Origin of the sequence: Gordonia lacunae (assembly GCF_002149015.1) — a bacterium.
GTDB classification, from domain to species: Bacteria; Actinomycetota; Actinomycetes; order Mycobacteriales; family Mycobacteriaceae; genus Gordonia; species Gordonia lacunae.
Map to the genome: position 1 here is coordinate 1 of NZ_NGFO01000042.1, position 18,086 is coordinate 18,086.

Annotated in this window: 20 protein-coding genes; 10 read left to right on the plus strand and 10 right to left on the minus strand. The window is 67.2% G+C overall.

Features of this window, described 5'->3' with window-relative positions; all coding sequences use genetic code 11:
* Window positions 1-10 precede the first annotated feature (10 nt).
* Window positions 11-595, plus strand: coding sequence for a TIGR03086 family metal-binding protein (locus CA982_RS23705; RefSeq protein ID WP_086537587.1), 585 nt, complete (start codon window positions 11-13; stop codon window positions 593-595).
* A gap of 302 nt (window positions 596-897) precedes the next feature.
* Here CA982_RS23705 and CA982_RS23710 read toward each other — a convergent pair whose 3' ends face one another.
* Window positions 898-1,389, minus strand: a complete 492-nt coding sequence (locus CA982_RS23710) for a nitroreductase family deazaflavin-dependent oxidoreductase (protein ID WP_086537588.1) — start codon at window positions 1,387-1,389, stop codon at window positions 898-900.
* Complete coding sequence (locus CA982_RS23715; protein ID WP_086537615.1) at window positions 1,389-2,552, minus strand: steroid 3-ketoacyl-CoA thiolase; 1,164 nt, start codon at window positions 2,550-2,552, stop codon at window positions 1,389-1,391. Before CA982_RS23715 ends, CA982_RS23710 begins: the two co-directional genes overlap by 1 nt.
* A gap of 336 nt (window positions 2,553-2,888) precedes the next feature.
* Here CA982_RS23715 and CA982_RS23720 point away from each other — a divergent pair, with 336 nt between their 5' ends.
* From CA982_RS23720 to CA982_RS23740, 5 genes are all read left to right on the plus strand, one after another.
* Window positions 2,889-4,208: a cytochrome P450 gene (locus CA982_RS23720; protein ID WP_086537589.1), complete on the plus strand. Its 1,320-nt coding sequence runs from the start codon at window positions 2,889-2,891 to the stop codon at window positions 4,206-4,208.
* Entirely contained in the window at window positions 4,205-4,669 is a 465-nt protein-coding gene (locus tag CA982_RS23725) for a nuclear transport factor 2 family protein (protein WP_086537590.1), read from the plus strand. Before CA982_RS23720 ends, CA982_RS23725 begins: the two co-directional genes overlap by 4 nt.
* A 239-nt stretch (window positions 4,670-4,908) precedes the next feature.
* The gene (locus CA982_RS23730) at window positions 4,909-5,388 is read left to right on the plus strand and encodes an RNA polymerase sigma factor (RefSeq protein WP_086537591.1); all 480 of its coding nucleotides are present in this window, start codon (window positions 4,909-4,911) and stop codon (window positions 5,386-5,388) included.
* On the plus strand, window positions 5,385-6,023 hold the full coding sequence (locus CA982_RS23735; protein ID WP_086537592.1) for a hypothetical protein: 639 nt from the start codon (window positions 5,385-5,387) through the stop codon (window positions 6,021-6,023). Before CA982_RS23730 ends, CA982_RS23735 begins: the two co-directional genes overlap by 4 nt.
* Window positions 6,020-6,568, plus strand: coding sequence for a carboxymuconolactone decarboxylase family protein (locus CA982_RS23740; RefSeq protein WP_086537593.1), 549 nt, complete (start codon window positions 6,020-6,022; stop codon window positions 6,566-6,568). The genes CA982_RS23735 and CA982_RS23740 overlap by 4 nt, the downstream gene beginning before the upstream one ends.
* Window positions 6,569-6,611: 43 nt before the next feature.
* Here CA982_RS23740 and CA982_RS23745 read toward each other — a convergent pair whose 3' ends face one another.
* Genes CA982_RS23745 through CA982_RS23755 form a run of 3 tightly spaced genes read right to left on the minus strand, consistent with a single transcriptional unit; the run spans window position 6,612 to window position 9,888 of the window.
* Window positions 6,612-7,790 carry a thiolase domain-containing protein gene (locus CA982_RS23745; RefSeq protein ID WP_086537594.1) on the minus strand — a complete coding sequence of 393 codons (1,179 nt, stop codon included), beginning with the start codon at window positions 7,788-7,790 and terminating at the stop codon, window positions 6,612-6,614.
* A 6-nt stretch (window positions 7,791-7,796) separates the two neighbouring features.
* A complete protein-coding gene (locus CA982_RS23750) occupies window positions 7,797-8,840 on the minus strand; it encodes a thiolase domain-containing protein (RefSeq protein WP_086537595.1) in 1,044 nt (347 codons plus the stop codon).
* Window positions 8,841-8,856: 16 nt separating this feature from the next.
* Window positions 8,857-9,888: an OB-fold nucleic acid binding domain-containing protein gene (locus tag CA982_RS23755; RefSeq protein ID WP_086537596.1), complete on the minus strand. Its 1,032-nt coding sequence runs from the start codon at window positions 9,886-9,888 to the stop codon at window positions 8,857-8,859.
* 92 nt (window positions 9,889-9,980) lie between these two features.
* On the opposite strand from CA982_RS23755, the gene CA982_RS23760 reads away from it, so the two are divergent.
* Window positions 9,981-11,018 carry an LLM class F420-dependent oxidoreductase gene (locus CA982_RS23760; RefSeq protein ID WP_086537616.1) on the plus strand — a complete coding sequence of 346 codons (1,038 nt, stop codon included), beginning with the start codon at window positions 9,981-9,983 and terminating at the stop codon, window positions 11,016-11,018.
* A 111-nt stretch (window positions 11,019-11,129) separates the two neighbouring features.
* Window positions 11,130-11,858, plus strand: a complete 729-nt coding sequence (locus CA982_RS23765; RefSeq protein ID WP_244176473.1) for a PAS and ANTAR domain-containing protein — start codon at window positions 11,130-11,132, stop codon at window positions 11,856-11,858.
* Between the two features lie 56 nt (window positions 11,859-11,914).
* Here the strand turns inward: CA982_RS23765 and CA982_RS23770 are convergent, their stop codons facing one another.
* Window positions 11,915-12,736 (minus strand): crotonase/enoyl-CoA hydratase family protein, encoded by an 822-nt coding sequence (locus CA982_RS23770; RefSeq protein ID WP_086537597.1) that lies wholly within the window; start codon window positions 12,734-12,736, stop codon window positions 11,915-11,917.
* A 123-nt stretch (window positions 12,737-12,859) separates the two neighbouring features.
* On the opposite strand from CA982_RS23770, the gene CA982_RS23775 reads away from it, so the two are divergent.
* Window positions 12,860-14,485 (plus strand): acyl-CoA synthetase, encoded by a 1,626-nt coding sequence (locus CA982_RS23775; RefSeq protein ID WP_086537598.1) that lies wholly within the window; start codon window positions 12,860-12,862, stop codon window positions 14,483-14,485.
* 23 nt (window positions 14,486-14,508) lie between these two features.
* A complete protein-coding gene (locus CA982_RS23780) occupies window positions 14,509-15,648 on the plus strand; it encodes an NAD(P)H-dependent flavin oxidoreductase (RefSeq protein ID WP_086537599.1) in 1,140 nt (379 codons plus the stop codon).
* Window positions 15,649-15,741: 93 nt separating this feature from the next.
* Here CA982_RS23780 and CA982_RS26985 read toward each other — a convergent pair whose 3' ends face one another.
* From CA982_RS26985 to CA982_RS23800, 4 genes are all read right to left on the minus strand, one after another.
* Window positions 15,742-15,969, minus strand: a complete 228-nt coding sequence (locus CA982_RS26985; RefSeq protein WP_244176475.1) for a hypothetical protein — start codon at window positions 15,967-15,969, stop codon at window positions 15,742-15,744.
* A gap of 137 nt (window positions 15,970-16,106) precedes the next feature.
* The gene (locus tag CA982_RS23790; protein WP_086537601.1) at window positions 16,107-16,352 is read right to left on the minus strand and encodes a hypothetical protein; all 246 of its coding nucleotides are present in this window, start codon (window positions 16,350-16,352) and stop codon (window positions 16,107-16,109) included.
* A 3-nt stretch (window positions 16,353-16,355) separates the two neighbouring features.
* Window positions 16,356-16,640 carry a hypothetical protein gene (locus CA982_RS23795; protein WP_144066107.1) on the minus strand — a complete coding sequence of 95 codons (285 nt, stop codon included), beginning with the start codon at window positions 16,638-16,640 and terminating at the stop codon, window positions 16,356-16,358.
* Between the two features lie 60 nt (window positions 16,641-16,700).
* Window positions 16,701-18,086 (minus strand): Vir family protein, encoded by a 1,386-nt coding sequence (locus tag CA982_RS23800; protein WP_086537603.1) that lies wholly within the window; start codon window positions 18,084-18,086, stop codon window positions 16,701-16,703.

Genomic DNA, 18,086 nt, shown 5'->3' on the forward strand with positions numbered 1-18,086 from the left:
GGCGCCGAGGATGCCCGCCGACCCCCGACCCGCGTTCCGAGTGGCGACCGCATGGGTCACCGGGTTGCTGGCCGAGATCCGCGACGATCAACTCCGCGCGCCCACTCCCTGCGACGAATTCGACGTCCGGACGCTCTCGGCACACGTGGTCGCCACCGCCCAGCGTGCTCGCGCGCTGGCCGACGGCGCCGACGTCCGCGCGATGCCCACGATCGCCGAGCAACACGATGCCGCCACGTACGCCGCCCTGGTGGAGGCGGCCCTCGAGGGATGGGCCGACGACGCCACGCTGGGCCGCATGGTGCAGGTGCCGTGGGGTGAGGTGCCCGGCGCCGGCGCGCTGTGGGGCTACGTCAGCGAGACGCTCGTGCACGGCTGGGACCTCGCCGTCGCCACCGGGCAACCGGCGGAGGCCGACCCCGAGACGGCCGAGGCGACGCTGGCGGTCGCGAAGCAGTTCATCCCGGCCGGGATCCGCACCGACCCGATCGTCCCGTTCGGTGTCGTCGTCGAACCCCGGCCCGATGCCGGACCCACCGAACGCCTGGCGAACTGGACCGGCCGGCGGTCCGAGGGATGGTCCCCGGCTCCCTGACCCGAAAGAAGCGAACCGTCCAGTGCTCCCTGAGGAGCGTCCGGAGCGTGCGGAGGGTCACCCATCGCTCCCTGAGGAGCGTCCGGAGCCTGCGGAGGGCGCGTCACGAAGGGTCTTGGCGACCGGGGTTGCGAAGACCCTTCGTGACGCTCGCAAGCTCGCTCCTCAGGGAGCAGAGAATGACGCTCGCATGCTCGCTCCTCAGGGAGCAGGTGGTGGCGCTCGCAAGCTCGCTCCTCAGGGAGCAGGTGGTGGCGCTCGCAAGCTCGCTCTTCAGGGAGCAGGTCGTTGCGGGTGAGCGCTCAGCGTGCCGGCTCGCAGATGACGACCGGGATCGTCCGTTCCGTCCAGGCGGCGTAGGTGTCGTAGTCGGCGTAGGTGTCGACCAGGTCGGGCCACAGGTCGGCGCGTTCGGCATCGGTGGCGGTCCGCGCCACGAGGTCGTGCTTCTCCTTGCCGACCTGAATGGTGACCTTCGGGTTGTCCCGGAGATTCAGGTACCAGGCCGGGTGCTTGGCAGACCCGCCCTGGGACGCGACGACCACGAACGACTCGCCGCGCCGCAGATAGATCAGCGGTGCGGTGCGCGGCTGCCCCGACTTGCGGCCGATCGTGGTCAGCAGGCACACCGGAGCGGGCTTGCGCAGGCCGGCGCCGACCCGCCACGTTCCCCCGACCCGGCCTCCGGTGGCCTTGTACAGCGCGGTGTTCGCCTTCGACCCCAGTTTGATGAACTTGCTGACGATGGGTGAATCCAGTTGTGCCGGCTTGTTGTCCGGATCGAAGGCGGGCATCAGATCCGCTCGAGGATGGTGCCGGTGGCCATCGCGCCACCTGCGCACATCGTGACCAGCGCGGTCTGCCCGTCCCGGCGCTCCAGCTCGTGCAGCGCCGTGGTGATCAGCCGAGAGCCGGTGCTGCCCACGGGATGTCCCAGCGCGATGGCGCCACCGTTGACATTCACCTTGTCCAGGTCGGCGCCGTGGACCTGCGCCCAGCTGAGGACGACGGAGGCGAAAGCCTCGTTGATCTCGACGATGTCGATGTCTGACAACGACATACCCGACTTCGCCAGGACGCGTTCGGTCGCCTGGACGGGGCCGTCGAGATGGAAGTGCGGCTCCGAGCCGACGAGCGCCTGCGCCTTGATGCGGGCCCGGGGGGTGAGGCCCAGCTCGCGGGCCTTCGACTCGTCCATGATGAGCACGGCGGCCGCGCCGTCGGAGATCTGCGAGGACGTCCCCGCGGTGTGGATTCCGCCCTCGAGAACGGGTTTGAGTGCGGACAGGGACTCGAGTGTGGTGTCGCGCAGGCCCTGATCGCGGCTGACGTCGAGGATGTTTCCGGTGAATTCACCCTCTTTGGTGCGCTCGGGCGCCTTGAGGCTCAGGACCTCGCGGTCGAATCGACCCTCGTCCCATGCCGTGCGGGCGTTGCGCTGGCTGCGCTCGCCGAGCGCATCGATGTCGGCGCGCGTGATACCGCGTCGCTTGGCGATCCGTTCGGCGGCCTCGAACTGGTTCGGCATGTCCACGTCCCACGAATCCGCGTGGTAGGGGCCGGCGCCGGTGCCGACATTCGCGCCGAGCGGGACGACGGACATCGTCTCCACTCCGCAGGCGACGCCGATCTCGATCGCGTCGGAGGCGATGAGTCCGGCGATCAGGTGATTGGCCTGCTGTGCCGAACCGCACTGGGCATCGATGGTGGTGGCTCCGGTCGCCTCCGGCAGACCCGCGGACAGCCAGGCCTTGCGGGTGATGTTGCCGGCCTGGGCGCCGGCCTGCGTGACGCACCCGCCGATCGCCTGTTCGACGAGCGCGGGGTCGATACCCGCCTTCTCGAGGAGACCCCGCTGGGTGATGCCGAGCAACTCCTCGGCGTGCAGGCCCGAGAGCCAGCCGCCGCGCTTGCCGATCGGCGTCCGCGCCGCTTCCACGATGACCGGAACGCCCATCGCCACTCCTTCGTTCGTACCGTGGACCCAACTGTCCACGGGATAGGTCTCGACGGCCGTCGAGACCGCTCCACTCAAGCTAGAACACGTTCTATGTTTGCGTCTACGCTGGGGTTGGCGTCGCACTCGGGGCGGTGCCCGGAGCCGCCGTCCGGCGCACCGCGTCGCTGCTGCACGATGGCAAATGCGGACGGATCTCGAAGCCAACGTCGCAGGTCGGGGTGTCGGACCCGGAATGAAACTAGAACAAGTTCTCGTCTGAGGGTGTCGAATGCGTCACAGTGTGCTTCAATGTGATTGAAACAGGTTCTAAATCTCACAGCGAGGTGGTGTGACGTGACCCAGGCCCAGAGCGCCCCGATCGGCAGCGAGCCGACCCCGGCGGATTCTGCGCGCACGAGCCCTTCCGACGTAGTCGCGAAGTGCCCGTTCATGGAGCAGGAGGGGTGGGATTTCACCAACCCCGACCTGCTCGAGCAGGGAATCCCCGTGCAGGAGTTCGCGCAACTGCGCAAGACCGCGCCGGTCTGGTGGAATGCCCAGGCACCCGGCAAGGGTGGTGGTTTCCACGACGGCGGCTACTGGGTGATCTCCAAGCACGCCCATGTCCGCGAGATCTCGAAGAACAACGAGGACTGGGAAACCAACGCCAACGGCGTCATCATGCGTTTCGAAGACGACATGACCGCCGATCAGATCGAGATCACCAAGGCGCTGCTGATCAACCACGATCCGCCGGAGCACACGCGACTGCGCAAGCTGGTGTCCAAGCTGTTCACCCCGCGCGCCGTCCACTCCCTCGAGGAGAAGCTCGACGACGCCGCCCGCGACATTGTCGCCAAGGCCGCGGCGAAGGGTAGTGGCGACTTCGTCAAGGACGTCGCCGTCGACCTGCCCCTGCTGGCCATCGCCGACCTGCTCGGTGTGCCGGAGGTGGACCGGGAGAAGCTGTTCGACTGGTCGAACTCGATGATGAACGCCGACGATCCGGACTACACCACGGATCCGCAGCAGGCCAACGCCGAGATCCTCGGCTACGGCTACACGATGGCCGAAGAGAAGCGCAAGAACCCGGGCGAGGACATCGTCACCACACTGGTGAACGCCGACATCGACGGGCAGTCGCTCGACGAGACCGAGTTCGGGTTCTTCTTCATCCTCCTGACCGTGGCCGGCAACGAGACCACGCGTAACGCGATCAGCCACGGGATGAACGCCTTCCTGGACAACCCCGATCAGTGGGAACTGTTCAAGAAGGAGCGTCCGGCGACGGCTGTCGACGAGATCGTCCGGTGGGCGACCCCGGTCAACGCCTTCCAGCGGACGGCCAAGCGGGACACCCAGATCGGCGGCGTCCACATCGCCAAGGGTGAGCGCGTCGGCATGTTCTACGGCTCGGCGAACTACGACGAGGACGTCTTCGACGACCCGTTCTCGTTCAACATCATGCGCGACCCCAACCCGCACGTGGGGTTCGGCGGCAACGGCGCGCACTTCTGCGTCGGTGCGAACCTGGCGCGGATGGAGATCAACCTGATGTTCAACGCGCTCGCCGACCTGGTGCCCGACATCACCAAGCTCGCCGCGCCGCGCCGCCTGCGGCACGGTTGGATCAACGGGGTCAAGGAACTCCGCGTCGACTACGGCACCAAGTGACCGCAGCAGAGGACACCGCAGGGCGCCAGGCTCCGGCCTACCTCGGCATCGACCGGGAGAACCATCCGGCAGTCGTGGCGGGTCGTCGTTCGCGCGAGTTCGTCGAATCGCGGGACAAGCAGGCCTGGATCGACAACTTCGCGGCCGACGCCACGGTCGAGGACCCGGTCGGTCCGTCGATGTTCGACCCGGACGGCGTCGGATTCCGTGGTCACGACCAGATCGCCGAGTTCTGGGACAAGTCGATCGGGACCACCGAGAACATCGACTTCCGCTTCGATGAGGAGATCATCTGCGGGAACGAGGTCGCCTACATCGGCAGCATCGTCACCCACATCGCGGGTCACGTGTCCGAGGCGCGGGGCGTGTTCACCTACCGCGCGGACGCCGATGGGAAGCTGTCGGCACTCCGCGCATTCTGGGAGGTCGAGAAGACGATCAACTCGGTGCGCAAGGCCTGAGGGGCGCACTACAGTCCGCCGCGGGCGGGACAGGTGACCTCACCTGTCCCGCCCGCGGTCGTCTGTGGCCCGTCTGATCGGTCACCGGGAGTTCGGTCATCCGCCGTTACAGCCGGCCGGGTGTGCCGGAAGATGTGACGACAGGGTGGTCCACGGCCCCGCGGGCCTACGACAGCCCACGGTGCCGACGACGAAGGGGGAACGACTCGAAGCCGGGCGCGGTCGATCAGTTCGAGGCGGTGTATCGCGAACACGTGGCGGGGGTCTGGCGCTACGTGCGGACGCGCGTGCCCGGGAACGTCGATGCCGACGATGTGACCGCAGAGGTCTTCGTCAAGGCGATGCGTTCGTGGGACCGGTTCGACGAACGACGCGGCAGCGTCGGCGCATGGCTGGTCGGGATCGCACGGCATGTGGTCGCGGACTGGTGGACGCGGCAGTCGCGTGAGGTGCCGGTCGCCGAGGTCGACACCGGGAACGCGGACGCACCCGCTGTCGACGGCGATCCCGAGACCGTGATGTTGCGCGCCGCCGCGGCCGACGACGTCCGTAGCCGGTTGTGGGTACTCACGGCGCGGGAACGGGAGGCCGTGACCCTGCGCTTCGCCACCGAACTCACCTCGGAGGAGATCGGGGCGACGATGGGGATCTCGGCGACCGCCGCGCGAATGCTCGTCTATCGCGGGGTGGCGAAGTTGAGGGAGGTGATGCCGAGGTGACGCCGCACGATCCGAGCGGGCCCGCCGGTGCCGGATCCGGAGAAGCATACGACCCCGCGGATGTCGCGGCGGCCGAGCGGCTCGACGCCTCGATCGCGGCTGTCCTCGACGGCCGGGTCACCCCGGGTGTCGGAGACCCTGAACTCGACCGGCTCGCCGGCGGCTTCCGGCCCGTCCCGCCCGCGTCGACCTACGCCGCGGTCGAACGCGGCCTCCGTTCGCAAGGGCGCGCCCGCTCCGGGCCTCGGTGGGCGGCGGCGCAGGTGGCCGCGGCCGTGCTCGGCGTGGTCCTGATCATCCATGGCATCGGGAACATGGTTGCCGGCGAATGGATCTCGACGTCGCTCGGTGAGCCGTACAACCAGCACGCGATGGTCGACGGAGGGCTGGCGTTCATCGCCCTGGGCGCCGCGATCGCGGTCGCCTCCACGCGCCGGCGCTGGCTGCCCGTCGCGGTCATCGTGGGTGTGCCGCTCGGACTCGTCATGGGTGGACGTGGTGTGCACGAGATCGGCGTCTTCGCCTGGGGTGCGATGGCGCACGGCGCGGTGGGTGTGGCCGCGCTGGTGTTGCTGCTCACGCATGCCGTGGGCCGGCGTTACAGCCGTCGGTCGGATCGGGAAGGACGGATATGAGAGCACTGCATCGAATCCGGAATTACGTACGCGCCATGCGGCGGGCCCGCCGCCACCGCACCGAACTCGTCGGCGTACTGGCACGACGGCCGGTGGCCGCAGCCGGGATCGCCGGGATGGAGAGCGCGCTGCTGCTGTCCAACCGGATGGACCCGAAACTGAAGGAACTCGCCGAGCTCAAGGCGGCGGGCATGGTCAGCTGCGAGTTCTGCCTCGACATCGGATCGGCACTCGCCTCCGGCGCGGGCATCACCGAGCAGCAGCTCCGTGACCTCCCGCGGTATCGGGAGTCGACCGCCTACGACGAGCTCGAGAAGCTGGTCATCGGCTATGCCGAGGCGATGACGCGGACACCGGCCGTCGGGGACGACCTCGCGGAGCTGCGCCGAGGGCTGGCCGAACATCTGTCGGAGACGCAGATCGTCGAACTCGCCATGACGGTCGCCTGGGAGAACCAACGCGCGCGCCTCAACCAGTCGCTCGGGGTGCGGCCCACCGGGATGTCCGACGGCCTCGCCTGCGCTGTCCCCGAACGTATTTCGTAGCGTCCATGCGCGTACGGCGCGCATGGACGCCACGAAACCCCGGTCAGTGCAGGGGCTTGTCGGCGCCGACGAGCCACATCGAGAAGTACTGCGAACCGCCGCCGTAGGCGTGGCCCAGGGCCTTGCGGGCGTCCGCGACCTGATGGTCGCCGGCCTTGCCCATGACCTGGATGGCGGCTTCGGCGAACCGGATCATGCCCGACGCCCCGATCGGGTTCGACGACAGCACGCCGCCGGATGCGTTGAGTGGGAGGCGACCGCCGATCTCGGTGTCCCCGGACTCCGTGAGCTTCCAGCCCTCGCCCTCGGCGACGAAGCCCAGGTTCTCCAGCCACATGGGCTCGAACCAGGAGAACGGCACGTAGATCTCGGCGGCGTCGATCTCCTCGAGCGGATTGCTGATACCGCCGGCCTTCCACAGGGCGGCGGCGGCATCGCGACCGGCCTGCGGGCTGACCACATTGCGGTGTGCATAGGACAACGGCTCGGTGCGCATCGCGGTGGCATGGATCCATGCCACCGGATCACCCGCGGCGATCGCGGCGTCCGCGACGTCTTCGCTACCGATGACGACCGCGCACGCCCCGTCCGACGACGGACAGGTCTCGTCGTACCGGATCGGGTCCCACAGCATCTGCGAGCTCATGACCTTCTCGACGGTCTGATCCGGCTGGTGCAGGTGCGCAAGCGGATTCAACGCGCCGTTGCGGCGGTCCTTGGCGGCGACCATCGCACCGATGTGCTCGGGAGCCCCGGACTGCCGGATGTAGGCGCGCACGTGGGGGGCGAAGAAGCCGCCCGCACCCGCGCCCACCGGCTTGGTGAACGGCACCGGGATCGACAGGGCCCACATCGCGTTGGACTCCGACTGCTTCTCCCACGCGACGGCCAGGACCCGCTTGTGCACTCCCGCGAAGACGAGCGACGCCGCGACGTTGGCCGTCGAGCCGCCGACCGAGCCCGCGGTGTGCACGCGGATGAGGCGTTTGCCGACCGCGCCGATGGCCTCGGCCATCGCGAGTTCGGGCATCATCGACCCCTCGAAGAGGTCCGGCGCCTTGCCGATGACGATCGCTTCGATGTCGTCGAGCGAGACCTTGGAGTCGATCAGCGCGGCGTCGATGGCCTCGCGGACCATGCCTGCCATCGTCACGTCGGACCGCTTGGCGACGTACCGTGTCTGCCCGGTGCCCAGCACCGCGGCACGATTGTTGTGTCCCATCAGTTCTCAGGCCCCCTCGTTGTTCTGGGCACTCAGGGTGACCACCATGTTCTGTTGCAGCAGTGGCCCGCTCGACGCGTGCGCGACCGCGGTGCCGGCGTTGCCCCCGAGGATCTCGGTGGCCGCGTATCCGATGCGCTGGAGGCCGGCGGAGAACAACGAGTTGCCGGCCAGGGAGCCGCCGGACGGGTTGATCCGCACCGAGTCGGGCAATCCCAGGGCAGTGCGGACGATGATCTCCTGGTGCGTGTACGACGCGTTGATCTCGGCGACGTCAACCGCTCGGCTGCGGTTCCCGAACGCGGTGTCGCCGGCAAGCTTCGTCGACGGTGAGACGGTGAGATCGCGCGCGCCGAAGTTGGGAGTGTCGATACGGTGGTCCCACCCGGTGACGAATGCGGGATTGGCCACCAGCTCACGGGCTTTTCGCTCACTGGCGATGACGACCGCAGCGGCGGCATCGGTGTAGGGCGCGATGTCGTGCCGGCGCAACGGGTTCGCGACGTACTCGCGGCCGAGGAGGTCGTCGACGGAACCGCCGAAGGTGCGTGCGCCGATCTCGGCCATGTCGGCCTCGGTCCACGCGCCGGCGTCGATGCCGGCGCGCGCCTGGAGGGCGCCGAGCGAGCGGGCGTCCGGATGTAGCGGGGCGACGGTGTACGGGTCGGTCTGCAGCGTGAGCGTCTGATCGGCGTTGCCCGCGGTGGCCTTGCCGAATCCGTAGGCGAGAGCGAGGTCTACCTCGCCCGTCGCGATCTTCACCCAGGCCTCGTACAGGGCCCAGGCGCCGTCCATCTCGACGTGCGACTCGTTGATGGGCGGCATGGCGCCGATCGAGTCGATCGCGGAGATGAAGGAGAATGCGCGCCCGGCAAGGTAATCGGAGGAGCCGCTGCACCAGAACTCGATGTCGGTGCGGGCGATGCCGAGCTCGGCGTAGAGCTTGTCGAAACAGGGGATCAGCATCTCGACACCGTTGGTGGTGCCGTGGGTGCCTGCGACATTCGGGCTGTGTGCGAAGCCGATGATCGCGATCGGTGGCAGTGTCATCAGTGGTGGTCCTTCATCACAGGTGGGCGCGGTAGGTGTCGTAGTCGGCGTCGGGCTCTCCGGTGGGGGCGAAGTGACTGATGTTGCCGATCGAGTACTCCCATTCGGCTTCGGGGAGCCAGACGGCCTTGACGCGCATGCCCATTCGGACCTCGGAGGCCTCGCAGTCGAGGATCAGGTGCAGGAACGGGATGTCCGCGCCGTCGAGCAACACGTACGCCGCCACGTAGGGAGGTGTGATCCGCTGCCCCTGAAAGGGCACGTTGACGATGCAGAACGTGGTGACGATGCCGGTGTGGGCCAGCTCGACGCGTTCGGATGCGGGCGAACCGTCGGCGGGGCTGACCCCGCGCGGCGGGAAGTACACGCGGCCGGCGTCGACGCCCGCACCGATGCGGGTGCCGATCAGCTTGCCCGCCTTGAGGCCTTCGAGGTAGACGGACTCTTCCTCGTTGGCCGAGTGGGTGATCTCGGTGCTGACCGGGGTGGGGATGACGACGAGCCCCGTCTCGGCGCCCTGGGGCGCGTCCGCGGTGTTGGCCGGGGCGGTGGCGGGCTCCTCGCCGGGCGCGAAGTACGCGATGTCGTCGATGCGACCGATGCGGGCCGCGCCGAAGACCGCGTGCACCCGCAGGCCGGTTGCCAATTCGTCGGGTGAGTCAGCCGAAACCGCGTGCAGCAGAGTGGTGTCCGCGCCGTCGAGGCGGATCAGTGCCCACGCGAAAGGTGTGTCCAGCGGCTGGCCCGGCGCCGGCTCGGGGTTCCACGTCCACGTGGTCACCGTGCCGACGGTCGACACCTCGACGAACTCGGCGGACTGGGCGCCGGTGACGGGATCGAACTCGACCGGGGGGACCGACACCTTGCCGTCACTGCCCTTGGACCCGATGATCCGGCCGTCGCGCAAGGCGAGCGCGAACTGACTCAGAACCGGGCCCAGCGACCGTGTGTAGTCGAAGGAGTTGGTCAGGGGAGCGGTCAGGATGGGGGACTTCGGCTCGGGCACCTCGGCGACGGGATTCGGGGCGGCCGGAGACGTTACGCTCATGCTCACATCTCGAGTAGAACACGTTCTAGTATTGGACACAAGATGCATGTCAGGCCGTGGGAACGCGCGGCCGGGTGAGAGAGGGAGTGCCGGTGAAGCTCGGTCTGCAACTGGGGTACTGGGGTGCCGATCCGATTCGCGAAGCCCCGGAGCTGATCGCGACCGCGGAGGAATGCGGGTTCGACGCCGTGTTCACCGCGGAGTCGTGGGGCTCCGACGCCTACACGCCGCTGGCGTGGTGGGGCGCCGCGACCTCGCGCGTCCGGCTGGGCACCGCGGTGGCCCAACTGTCGGCGCGTCCGCCGACCTCGCTCGCCATGCACGCGCTCACCCTCGATCATCTCTCCGGCGGTCGGCACATCGTCGGACTCGGGGTGTCGGGTCCGCAGGTGGTGGAGGGCTGGTATGGCGAACCGTTCGCAAAACCGTTGGCACGCACCCGTGAATACGTGCGCATCGTCCGGGACGTGCTGGCCCGGCAGGACAAGGTGACCAGCGCGGGTCCGCACTATCCGCTGCCGTATCCGGCCGATGCGCCCGGGGCGACCGGGCTCGGCAAACCGCTCAAGCCGATCACCCACCCGCTGCGTGCCGACGTGCCGATCTGGCTGGGCGCCGAAGGGCCGAAGAACGTCGCCCAGACCGCGGAGATCGCCGACGGATGGTTGGCGATCTTCTTCAGTCTCGGCCTCGCCGATCAGTACAACTCCTGGCTCGACGAGGGATTCGCGCGTCCGGGTGCGCGTCGCACGCGGGAGGACTTCGAGGTGGCCGCGACGGTGCAGGTGGTGATCACCGACGACGTGCCCGCAGCCATCGACCGGTACCGGCCGTCGACCGCGCTGTATGTCGGCGGGATGGGTGCCAAGGAGAAGAACTTCCACGCCGAGCTGTACAAACGGATGGGCTACGGCGACGCGGTCGACGAGATCGTGAACCTGTTCCTCGATGGCAGGAAAGCCGAGGCGATGGCTGCGGTGCCCGACGAGATGGTCCGCGAGACGATGCTCGTCGGCACGGCCGACGAGGTACGCGCTCAGATCAAGGACTGGGAGGCGGCCGGCGTCACGATGCTGATGGTCACCGCCCGGGACACCGCGACGATCCGGGAGCTGGCGACGCTGGTGTGACCGACGTGCCCGTGGCCGAGGTCCTGGCGAACGGCAGGGTCGCCCACGTCGACCACTGTCGCAACCGGAGAAGCTGCGCCGCGCATCGTGATCGAACATAGAATCTCTCCCGTGCAGCACGGTGATGACGATCTTCGGTGTGGGGACGCCGACCACGAACGGGACGGCCTCCCGGCAGGGCGACCGAACACGACGTCCGACCGGATGCCGTCGGGGATTCGGCGCATCGGCGCCTTCCGCTTCTTCTACGACGGTGAGAAGTGGGAGTGGTCCGATGAGGTCGCCGCCCTGCACGGCTATGCGCCGGGTGAGGTCGAACCGACCACCGAACTCATGCGCCGCCACAAGCATCCCGACGATCGCGCTCACTTCGACGCGGTGCTGGCCGAGATGCTGACCAATCACGCGCCGTTCTCGAGTCGGCACCGGATCATCGACACGTCGGGGCGGGTTCACCCGGTCGCGGTCATCGCGCATTCCATCGCCGATGCCGCGGGAGAAGCCATCGGCACCGAGGGCTTCTACCTCGATCTGACCGACGCCGAGATGGCCGTGGTGCAACGGCGCGTCGACGACCAGGTGCGGGCCTTCCGCGACAGCAGCGGGGTCATCGAGCAGGCGAAGGGCATGCTCATGCTGGTCTACGGCGTCAACGCCGACCGGGCGTTCGATGTGCTCCGGTGGCGGTCACAGCAGGAGAACGTCAAGATCCGGGACGTCGCCGCGGCGCTCCTCGACGAGATCCAGGCGGGCCTGGTCATGGAGGACCACCACCGTCGGCGTCTCGACGAGATCGTGCTGCGTCCCCGCAGGAACGCAGGGAACCCGCCGGACGCCTGACGATCGAGCGCGCACCGCGCAGTAAAAGATGCAGCGCGGGATGACGTTCCGCCTGGCTACTCGCCGGTGAACTCCGGCGTGCGCTTCTCGGCGAACGCGCGGGGGCCGACCTTGGCGTCCTTGGACTTGAAGACCGAGATGCCGATCTTCGCGTCGATCTCGAAGGCATCGAGTTCGTGCAGGCCCTCGGTGTCGCGGATGGTCTTGAGGATGCCCTGCACCGCGAGCGGGCCGTTGGCGGCGATCTTCCCGGCGAGATCGAGCGCCTTGTCCAGGGCGGTGCCATCGTCGACGACGTGACCGATGAGCCCGTACTCCAGCGCCTCGCGCGCGGTGATGTGGCGGCCGGTCAGCAGGATGTCGCAGGCGACCGTGTATGGGATCTGCCGGACGAGGCGGACCGCACTGCCACCCATCGGGTAAAGGCCCCAACGGGCCTCGGAGACAGCGAACTTCGCGCTCTCACCGGCAACTCGGATGTCGGTGCCCTGCAGGATCTCGGTACCGCCGGCGATCGCCGGGCCCTCCACGGCGGCGATGAGCGGTTTGGTGAGCCGGCGCCCCTTGAGCAGGGCCGGCAACGAGGCCGGATTCCAGGCGCCCGAATCGACGGTGTCGCCGGGCGCGTTCTTGTTCATGCTCTTGAGGTCGGCGCCCGCGCAGAAGTACCCGCCGGCACCGGTGAGGATGGCCACCCGGATGTCGGGATCGGCATCGACCTGATCCCACGCCTCGGTCATGATCCGCATCATCTCGGTCGACAGCGCGTTGCGCGCCTCCGGACGGTTCATCGTCACGATCAGGACGTGCCCGCGCTTCTCGACGAGGCACTCGGGTGCCTTCTCGGTGACGGACTCGGCGGGGGTTGCTGTGGTCATCGCTGCACTCCGGTGTCGCTGTCGGGGGTGTCGCTGTGCTCGGGTGGTCACCGTGCTCAGGTGATCGCGGCGGCCATGTTTTGCCGCTTGCCCAGAACGATAACACGTTCTAATTTTGAAGCCATGGCCTACACGATCGCCGACCTCATCGAGCATGCCGTCGACCTGGTTCCCGAGCGCATCGCGCTCGAGTCCGGTGACCGCACGCGCTCCTACGCCGAACTGGAGGCGCGGTCGAACGCCCTCGCCCACGAACTCCGCGAACTGGGCGTGCAGCCGGGTGACCGGGTGGGTCTGTACAGCCGGAACACCATCGAGTCGGTGGAGGCGATGGTCGCGATCTTCAAGGCCCGCGCGGTCATGGTGAACGTCAACTACCGCTACGTCGAAGCCGAGCTCGAACACATCTTCACCGACTCCGGGATGAAGGTGCTGATCCACGAACGCAGCTTCGCCACCCGCGTCTGCAACACGTTGCCGAAGTCGCCCGATCTCGAATATCGGATCGTCATCGAAGACGGGTCCGAGGCAGAGCTCTGCTGCGCGGGCCACAGCGATGCGATCCGGTTCGAGGACGCGATCGCGGCGTCGTCGACCGAACGCGACTTCGAAGACCGCAGTGACGACGACCTGTACATGCTCTACACCGGCGGCACCACCGGGAAGCCGAAGGGCGTGGTCTGGCGACAGGTGGACGTGTGGCGTGTCCTCGGTGGCGGAATCGACTGGTACACAAGCGAACCCGTACCCGACGAGTGGCACCTCGCCAAGACCGGTGCCGAGGGCGGGCAGCTCGTCCGGTACCCGATCCCGCCGTTCATCCACGGCGGCTCGCAGTGGGCCATCTTCCAATCGTTGTTCGCCGGCGGAAAAGCGGTGGTGTATCCCGAGTTCAGCGGTTCCGCCGCCTGGGACATCGTCGAGCGGCACAAGGTCAACGTCGTGTTCATCACCGGAGACGCGATGGGCCGCCCCATGATCGAGGCGCTGGAGAACGGCGGCGAGCGCGATCTGTCCAGCGTGCTGTCGGTTGCGTCGTCCGCCTGTCTCTTCTCGCCGAGCGTCAAAGAACAGTTCCTGGACCGGTTCCCGAATTCCGTCATCATCGACGCGATCGGTTCGTCGGAGACCGGCTTCGGCGGAATGGGAGTGGTCGCCAAGGGTACGCCGCACACCGGTGGCCCGCGGGTCAAGGCCGACAGTGAGACCCACGTCCTGCGGGAGGACGGCACCCCGGTGGAGCCGGGCAGCGGCGAGGTCGGCGTCCTCGCACGATCCGGACACGTGCCGCTGCGCTACCACAACGATCCGGAGAAGTCGGCCAAGACGTTCAAGGTCTTCGACGGCGTGCGGTACTCGCTGCCCGGCGACAACGCCGTCCTCGAGGCCGACGGGACGATCACCATGCTCGGCCGCGGGTCGGTGTCGATCAACACCGGTGGCGAGAAGGTGTTCCCCGAGGAGGTCGAAGGGGCGCTCAAGGCCCATCCGGACGTGTTCGACACCGTCGTGGTGGGCGTGGCCGACGATCGGTGGGGTCAGCGCGTCGCGGCGGTCATCGCCACCCGGGACGGGACCCGCCCGTCGCTCACGAGTCTCAACGATGTCGTCCGAAAAGAGCTGGCGGGCTACAAGTGTCCGCGCAGTGTGTGGTTCGTGGACGAGATCAAGCGTTCTCCCGCAGGCAAACCCGATTATCGATGGGGGGCGTCGGTCACCACCGAGCGTCCCGCCGACGAGGCGCTGTAGAGCGCCGGAAGCGAGCTGACAACATGCGTACTGAACTGGCCGAGAAGTTCGGCATCGAGTACCCGATCTTCGGATTCACCCCCAGCCAGGATGTGGCGGCGGCGATCAGTCGCGCCGGCGGTCTCGGTGTGCTGGGCTGTGTCCGCTTCAACGAGGCCGAGGAGCTCGACGAGGTCCTGGAGTGGATGCACGAGAACACCGACGGCAAACCGTTCGGCGTCGACGTGGTGATGCCCGCCAAGATCCCGACCGAGGGCTCGAAGATGGACCTCGACTCGATGATCCCGCCGGAGCACCGGGCGTTCGTCGAACGCACGCTGGACGATCTGGGTGTACCCCCGCTGCCGGGCGGTGACCGGGTCGACGCAGGGGTGCTCGGCTGGTTGCACTCGGTCGCGCGCTCGCATGTCGATGTCGCGATGGAACACCGTCGTAAATACGGACAGATCAAGCTGATCGCCAACGCACTGGGCTCGCCGCCGGCCGACGTCATCCAGACCGCCCACGACAACGGCGTCCTGGTCGCCGCGCTCGCGGGCGCGAAAGAGCATGCGCTGCATCACGTCGAGGCCGGCGTCGACATCGTCATCGCCCAGGGCTACGAGGGCGGCGGGCACACCGGTGAGGTCACCTCGATGATCCTGTGGCCCGATCTCGTCGACGCGGTCGGTGACACCGCGCCGGTCCTCGCGGCCGGTGGTGTGGGCAGTGGCCGCCAGATCGCCGCGGCGATCGCGCTTGGTGCGCAGGGCGTCTGGATGGGCACGTACTGGCTGACGGCGGCGGAGTACAAGCTCGGCGTGCCGGAGGGTTCGGACAAGCCGTCGACCGTCCAGCAGGCGCTGCTGAAGGCGACATCGCGGGACACCGTGCGCCGCCGCATCTACTCGGGAAAGCCTGCGCGACTGCTGAAGACGGCCTGGACCGATGCCTGGGACGCCGAGTCCGCGCCCGAACCGTTGCCGATGCCGCTGCAAAACCTTCTCGTCGCCGAGGCGCACGCAAGGATCTCGCAGGCCGACAACCCCGACGTCGTCGCCATGCCGGCCGGTCAGATCGTCGGCCGCTGCAACGCGATCACGCCCGTCGCCGACCTCATCGCCGACCTCGTCAGCGAGTACGACGAGGCCGTCGGCCGGATGAACAAGACGCTGGGCGGCTGAGGTCGCCGGGACACTCCGGATCGATGGGGGCGGCGGTGCGGCGACGTCATGTCAGCGCACGTCGGCACGCAAGAACTTCGGGTGGTCCAGAAGCTAGGTGATCGCGGCCGCGACGACCGCGACCACGGTCGAGGTCAGCAGCGAGTTCCGTTCGTCGAAGGCGTTGAACAAGAGGCCACCGAAGCCGGCGCCGCCGCGCAAAACCGAGGGTGTGATCGTCACGTGGTCTGGTGCGGCGTTCGCGATCATGGGGGAAAGGATTGCCGCGGTTGCGCGTCCGAGTGCGGCGCCGAATGCGCGAAGCAGGTATCTACCGGTCATGGTGTCGGGTATCTCGTACGGCGTGCTGGTGCCAGTGACACCACCCGGCGCGCACACCCACCACCAATGGACACATTCCCCATCGTCCGGCGGGCGCTGGTGTCAATCGGTGGTGGGTTTGTGAGGCGGTGGCTGTATCACGAGCCGGCGAAAAACAGTACGGCGATCGCGAAGCCGGCCAAAACCACCATGGTGCCGATGGCGACGCCGGTACACACCTGCCTGGTGATGCCGTGGGCGCACGTTCCGATGGCACTGCACACGAACACTAGAACGCCGATAACGAGCCCTAGCCCCCACAAGAGCGCATATGCCAAAAGGGTTGTCGCGGACGCGGCGATTGTGGCGAAGGGTGTTACTGGGCCGAAGAACCGAGTATCCACGTGTCAGGCCTCCACCAGCATCAACACAGTTCCGCTGACGCACGTGGCTACCGCAATCACTGCTGCCCACCCCCGCATCGAATTACCGAGGAAGAAGAGAACCAACGACGTCGTCAGAGCAGCGACTGCGAAGAGCAGACGAGAGACGGTCGCCGACCACAGACCAGGTGCAGCCGGTACCACAAACATGGCGACCATGACGAGGACAACTGTCGCTGTCTGAGCCGCAAAGATGGTCTGTCCTGCGCGAGCGTTTGGATCAGCTGGCTTGTCGGTGGAAGACGTCATGGATTCAGCGTGCCTCGTAGGGATTCGAGGCACCGAGGGTACCGGGGAGTTCAAGATGTCTCATCGAACCTCTTTCAGTTCAGGGGGATTCTCGGCGTCGCCCAGATCAGTCATGCCAGCGATCTCGCCTGTCTCGACCGGAATCCAGTCGTTGCCTGGAGAGGCATTGACGACCTCCTGTTCGAACCGATCGAGATCGTCTTTATAGCTGCCGTAATCGTGGTGGAGGGGAAGATTGAGCATTGGACCGGTCTCATGGTGGTCACCTGCCTCGTCTTGGTGCAGGACCTGAGTGCGGCCATCGGGAAGGTACTGATATGTCTCCATGGAAGGAAAATCTGTGGCTTCGCCCGACACTCGCGCACCACCGTGCCCGGGGGTCACAATGGTCTGGCCATTGACGGACCAGCCAACTTTCTCTGGCCCAGGTGGTGCGAGCGGGTCCCAACCGTCATATGCGATCGCGACCGTTCCATCAGATAACTGGCTCGCCTTCACCGACGGAGTTCCGGTCTTGACGTTTCCTTTGTCATCGCATGAAGGGTTTTGACGTGCCACTATCACGCCGTTCTCGTAATCGATGAAATAGGACACGCGGGTGTTCTCAGGAGCGAAGTTCGCATCGAACCCTCGGTTGTCTCCGAGGTTTCTGTTGAACCGGTTCCAGCCAGGACCTGCAATGACCTTGTCGATCGGAATGAACAACCCGGTGGCGACGACTCCCTGCCCCGGAACAGGTTTGATCTTGATCACACTGACAACCGGCGGGACGCCCTGGTTCTTCGCGTTGTAGCTGTGCGGGTCCAACGCGGCGGCCATCCGCCACTCGTTCTCACCGACCGGGACTCGACCGTAGACTTCGCGAAACGCGTCCACTTGGTTCGCCACACGCGTCATCGACCCGCTGGACGTGGCGATCGAAGCCGGGGTGATGCCGCCAAGTGCAGCCAACGCGGAGCTGACGGCTGCGCTCGTGTCGCTCACCGCCTGGTCCGCAGATATTCCGAGATTGCGCAAGGCGGTCTGGTGTTGAAAGGCGACATTCTCGTCGTACTCGGTGTCCGGTGGAGCTTTCGCTGTCTCGAAGGCCACCTCGTACTCGCGGCTGCCGCGGTTGAGCACATAACCCTGGGACTCTGATGACTTTGTCCCGTTCTCGAGGGCAGTGACTGCCCCTTCGATGGAAAACGCGCCGCGGTTCATCGCATCGGCGAGATCGCCGCATTCGTCCGCAACACCGCGGAGCCAGCGTGTGATGGCCTCGGCTCGGTCATTGGCCGGTCCTCTGGCCGTACCCGTCCACTCCGCACCCGTCAGGTTGAGGACGGGATTTCCTGCCTTCGGTGCTTCGGAATCGAGGCGGGCCTTCATGGCGAACAGTCCATTTGCGATGAGCCGGAGCTGATCAGGCGTCCACGACGTGACTTCGTTGTAGCTCGGCGGCAT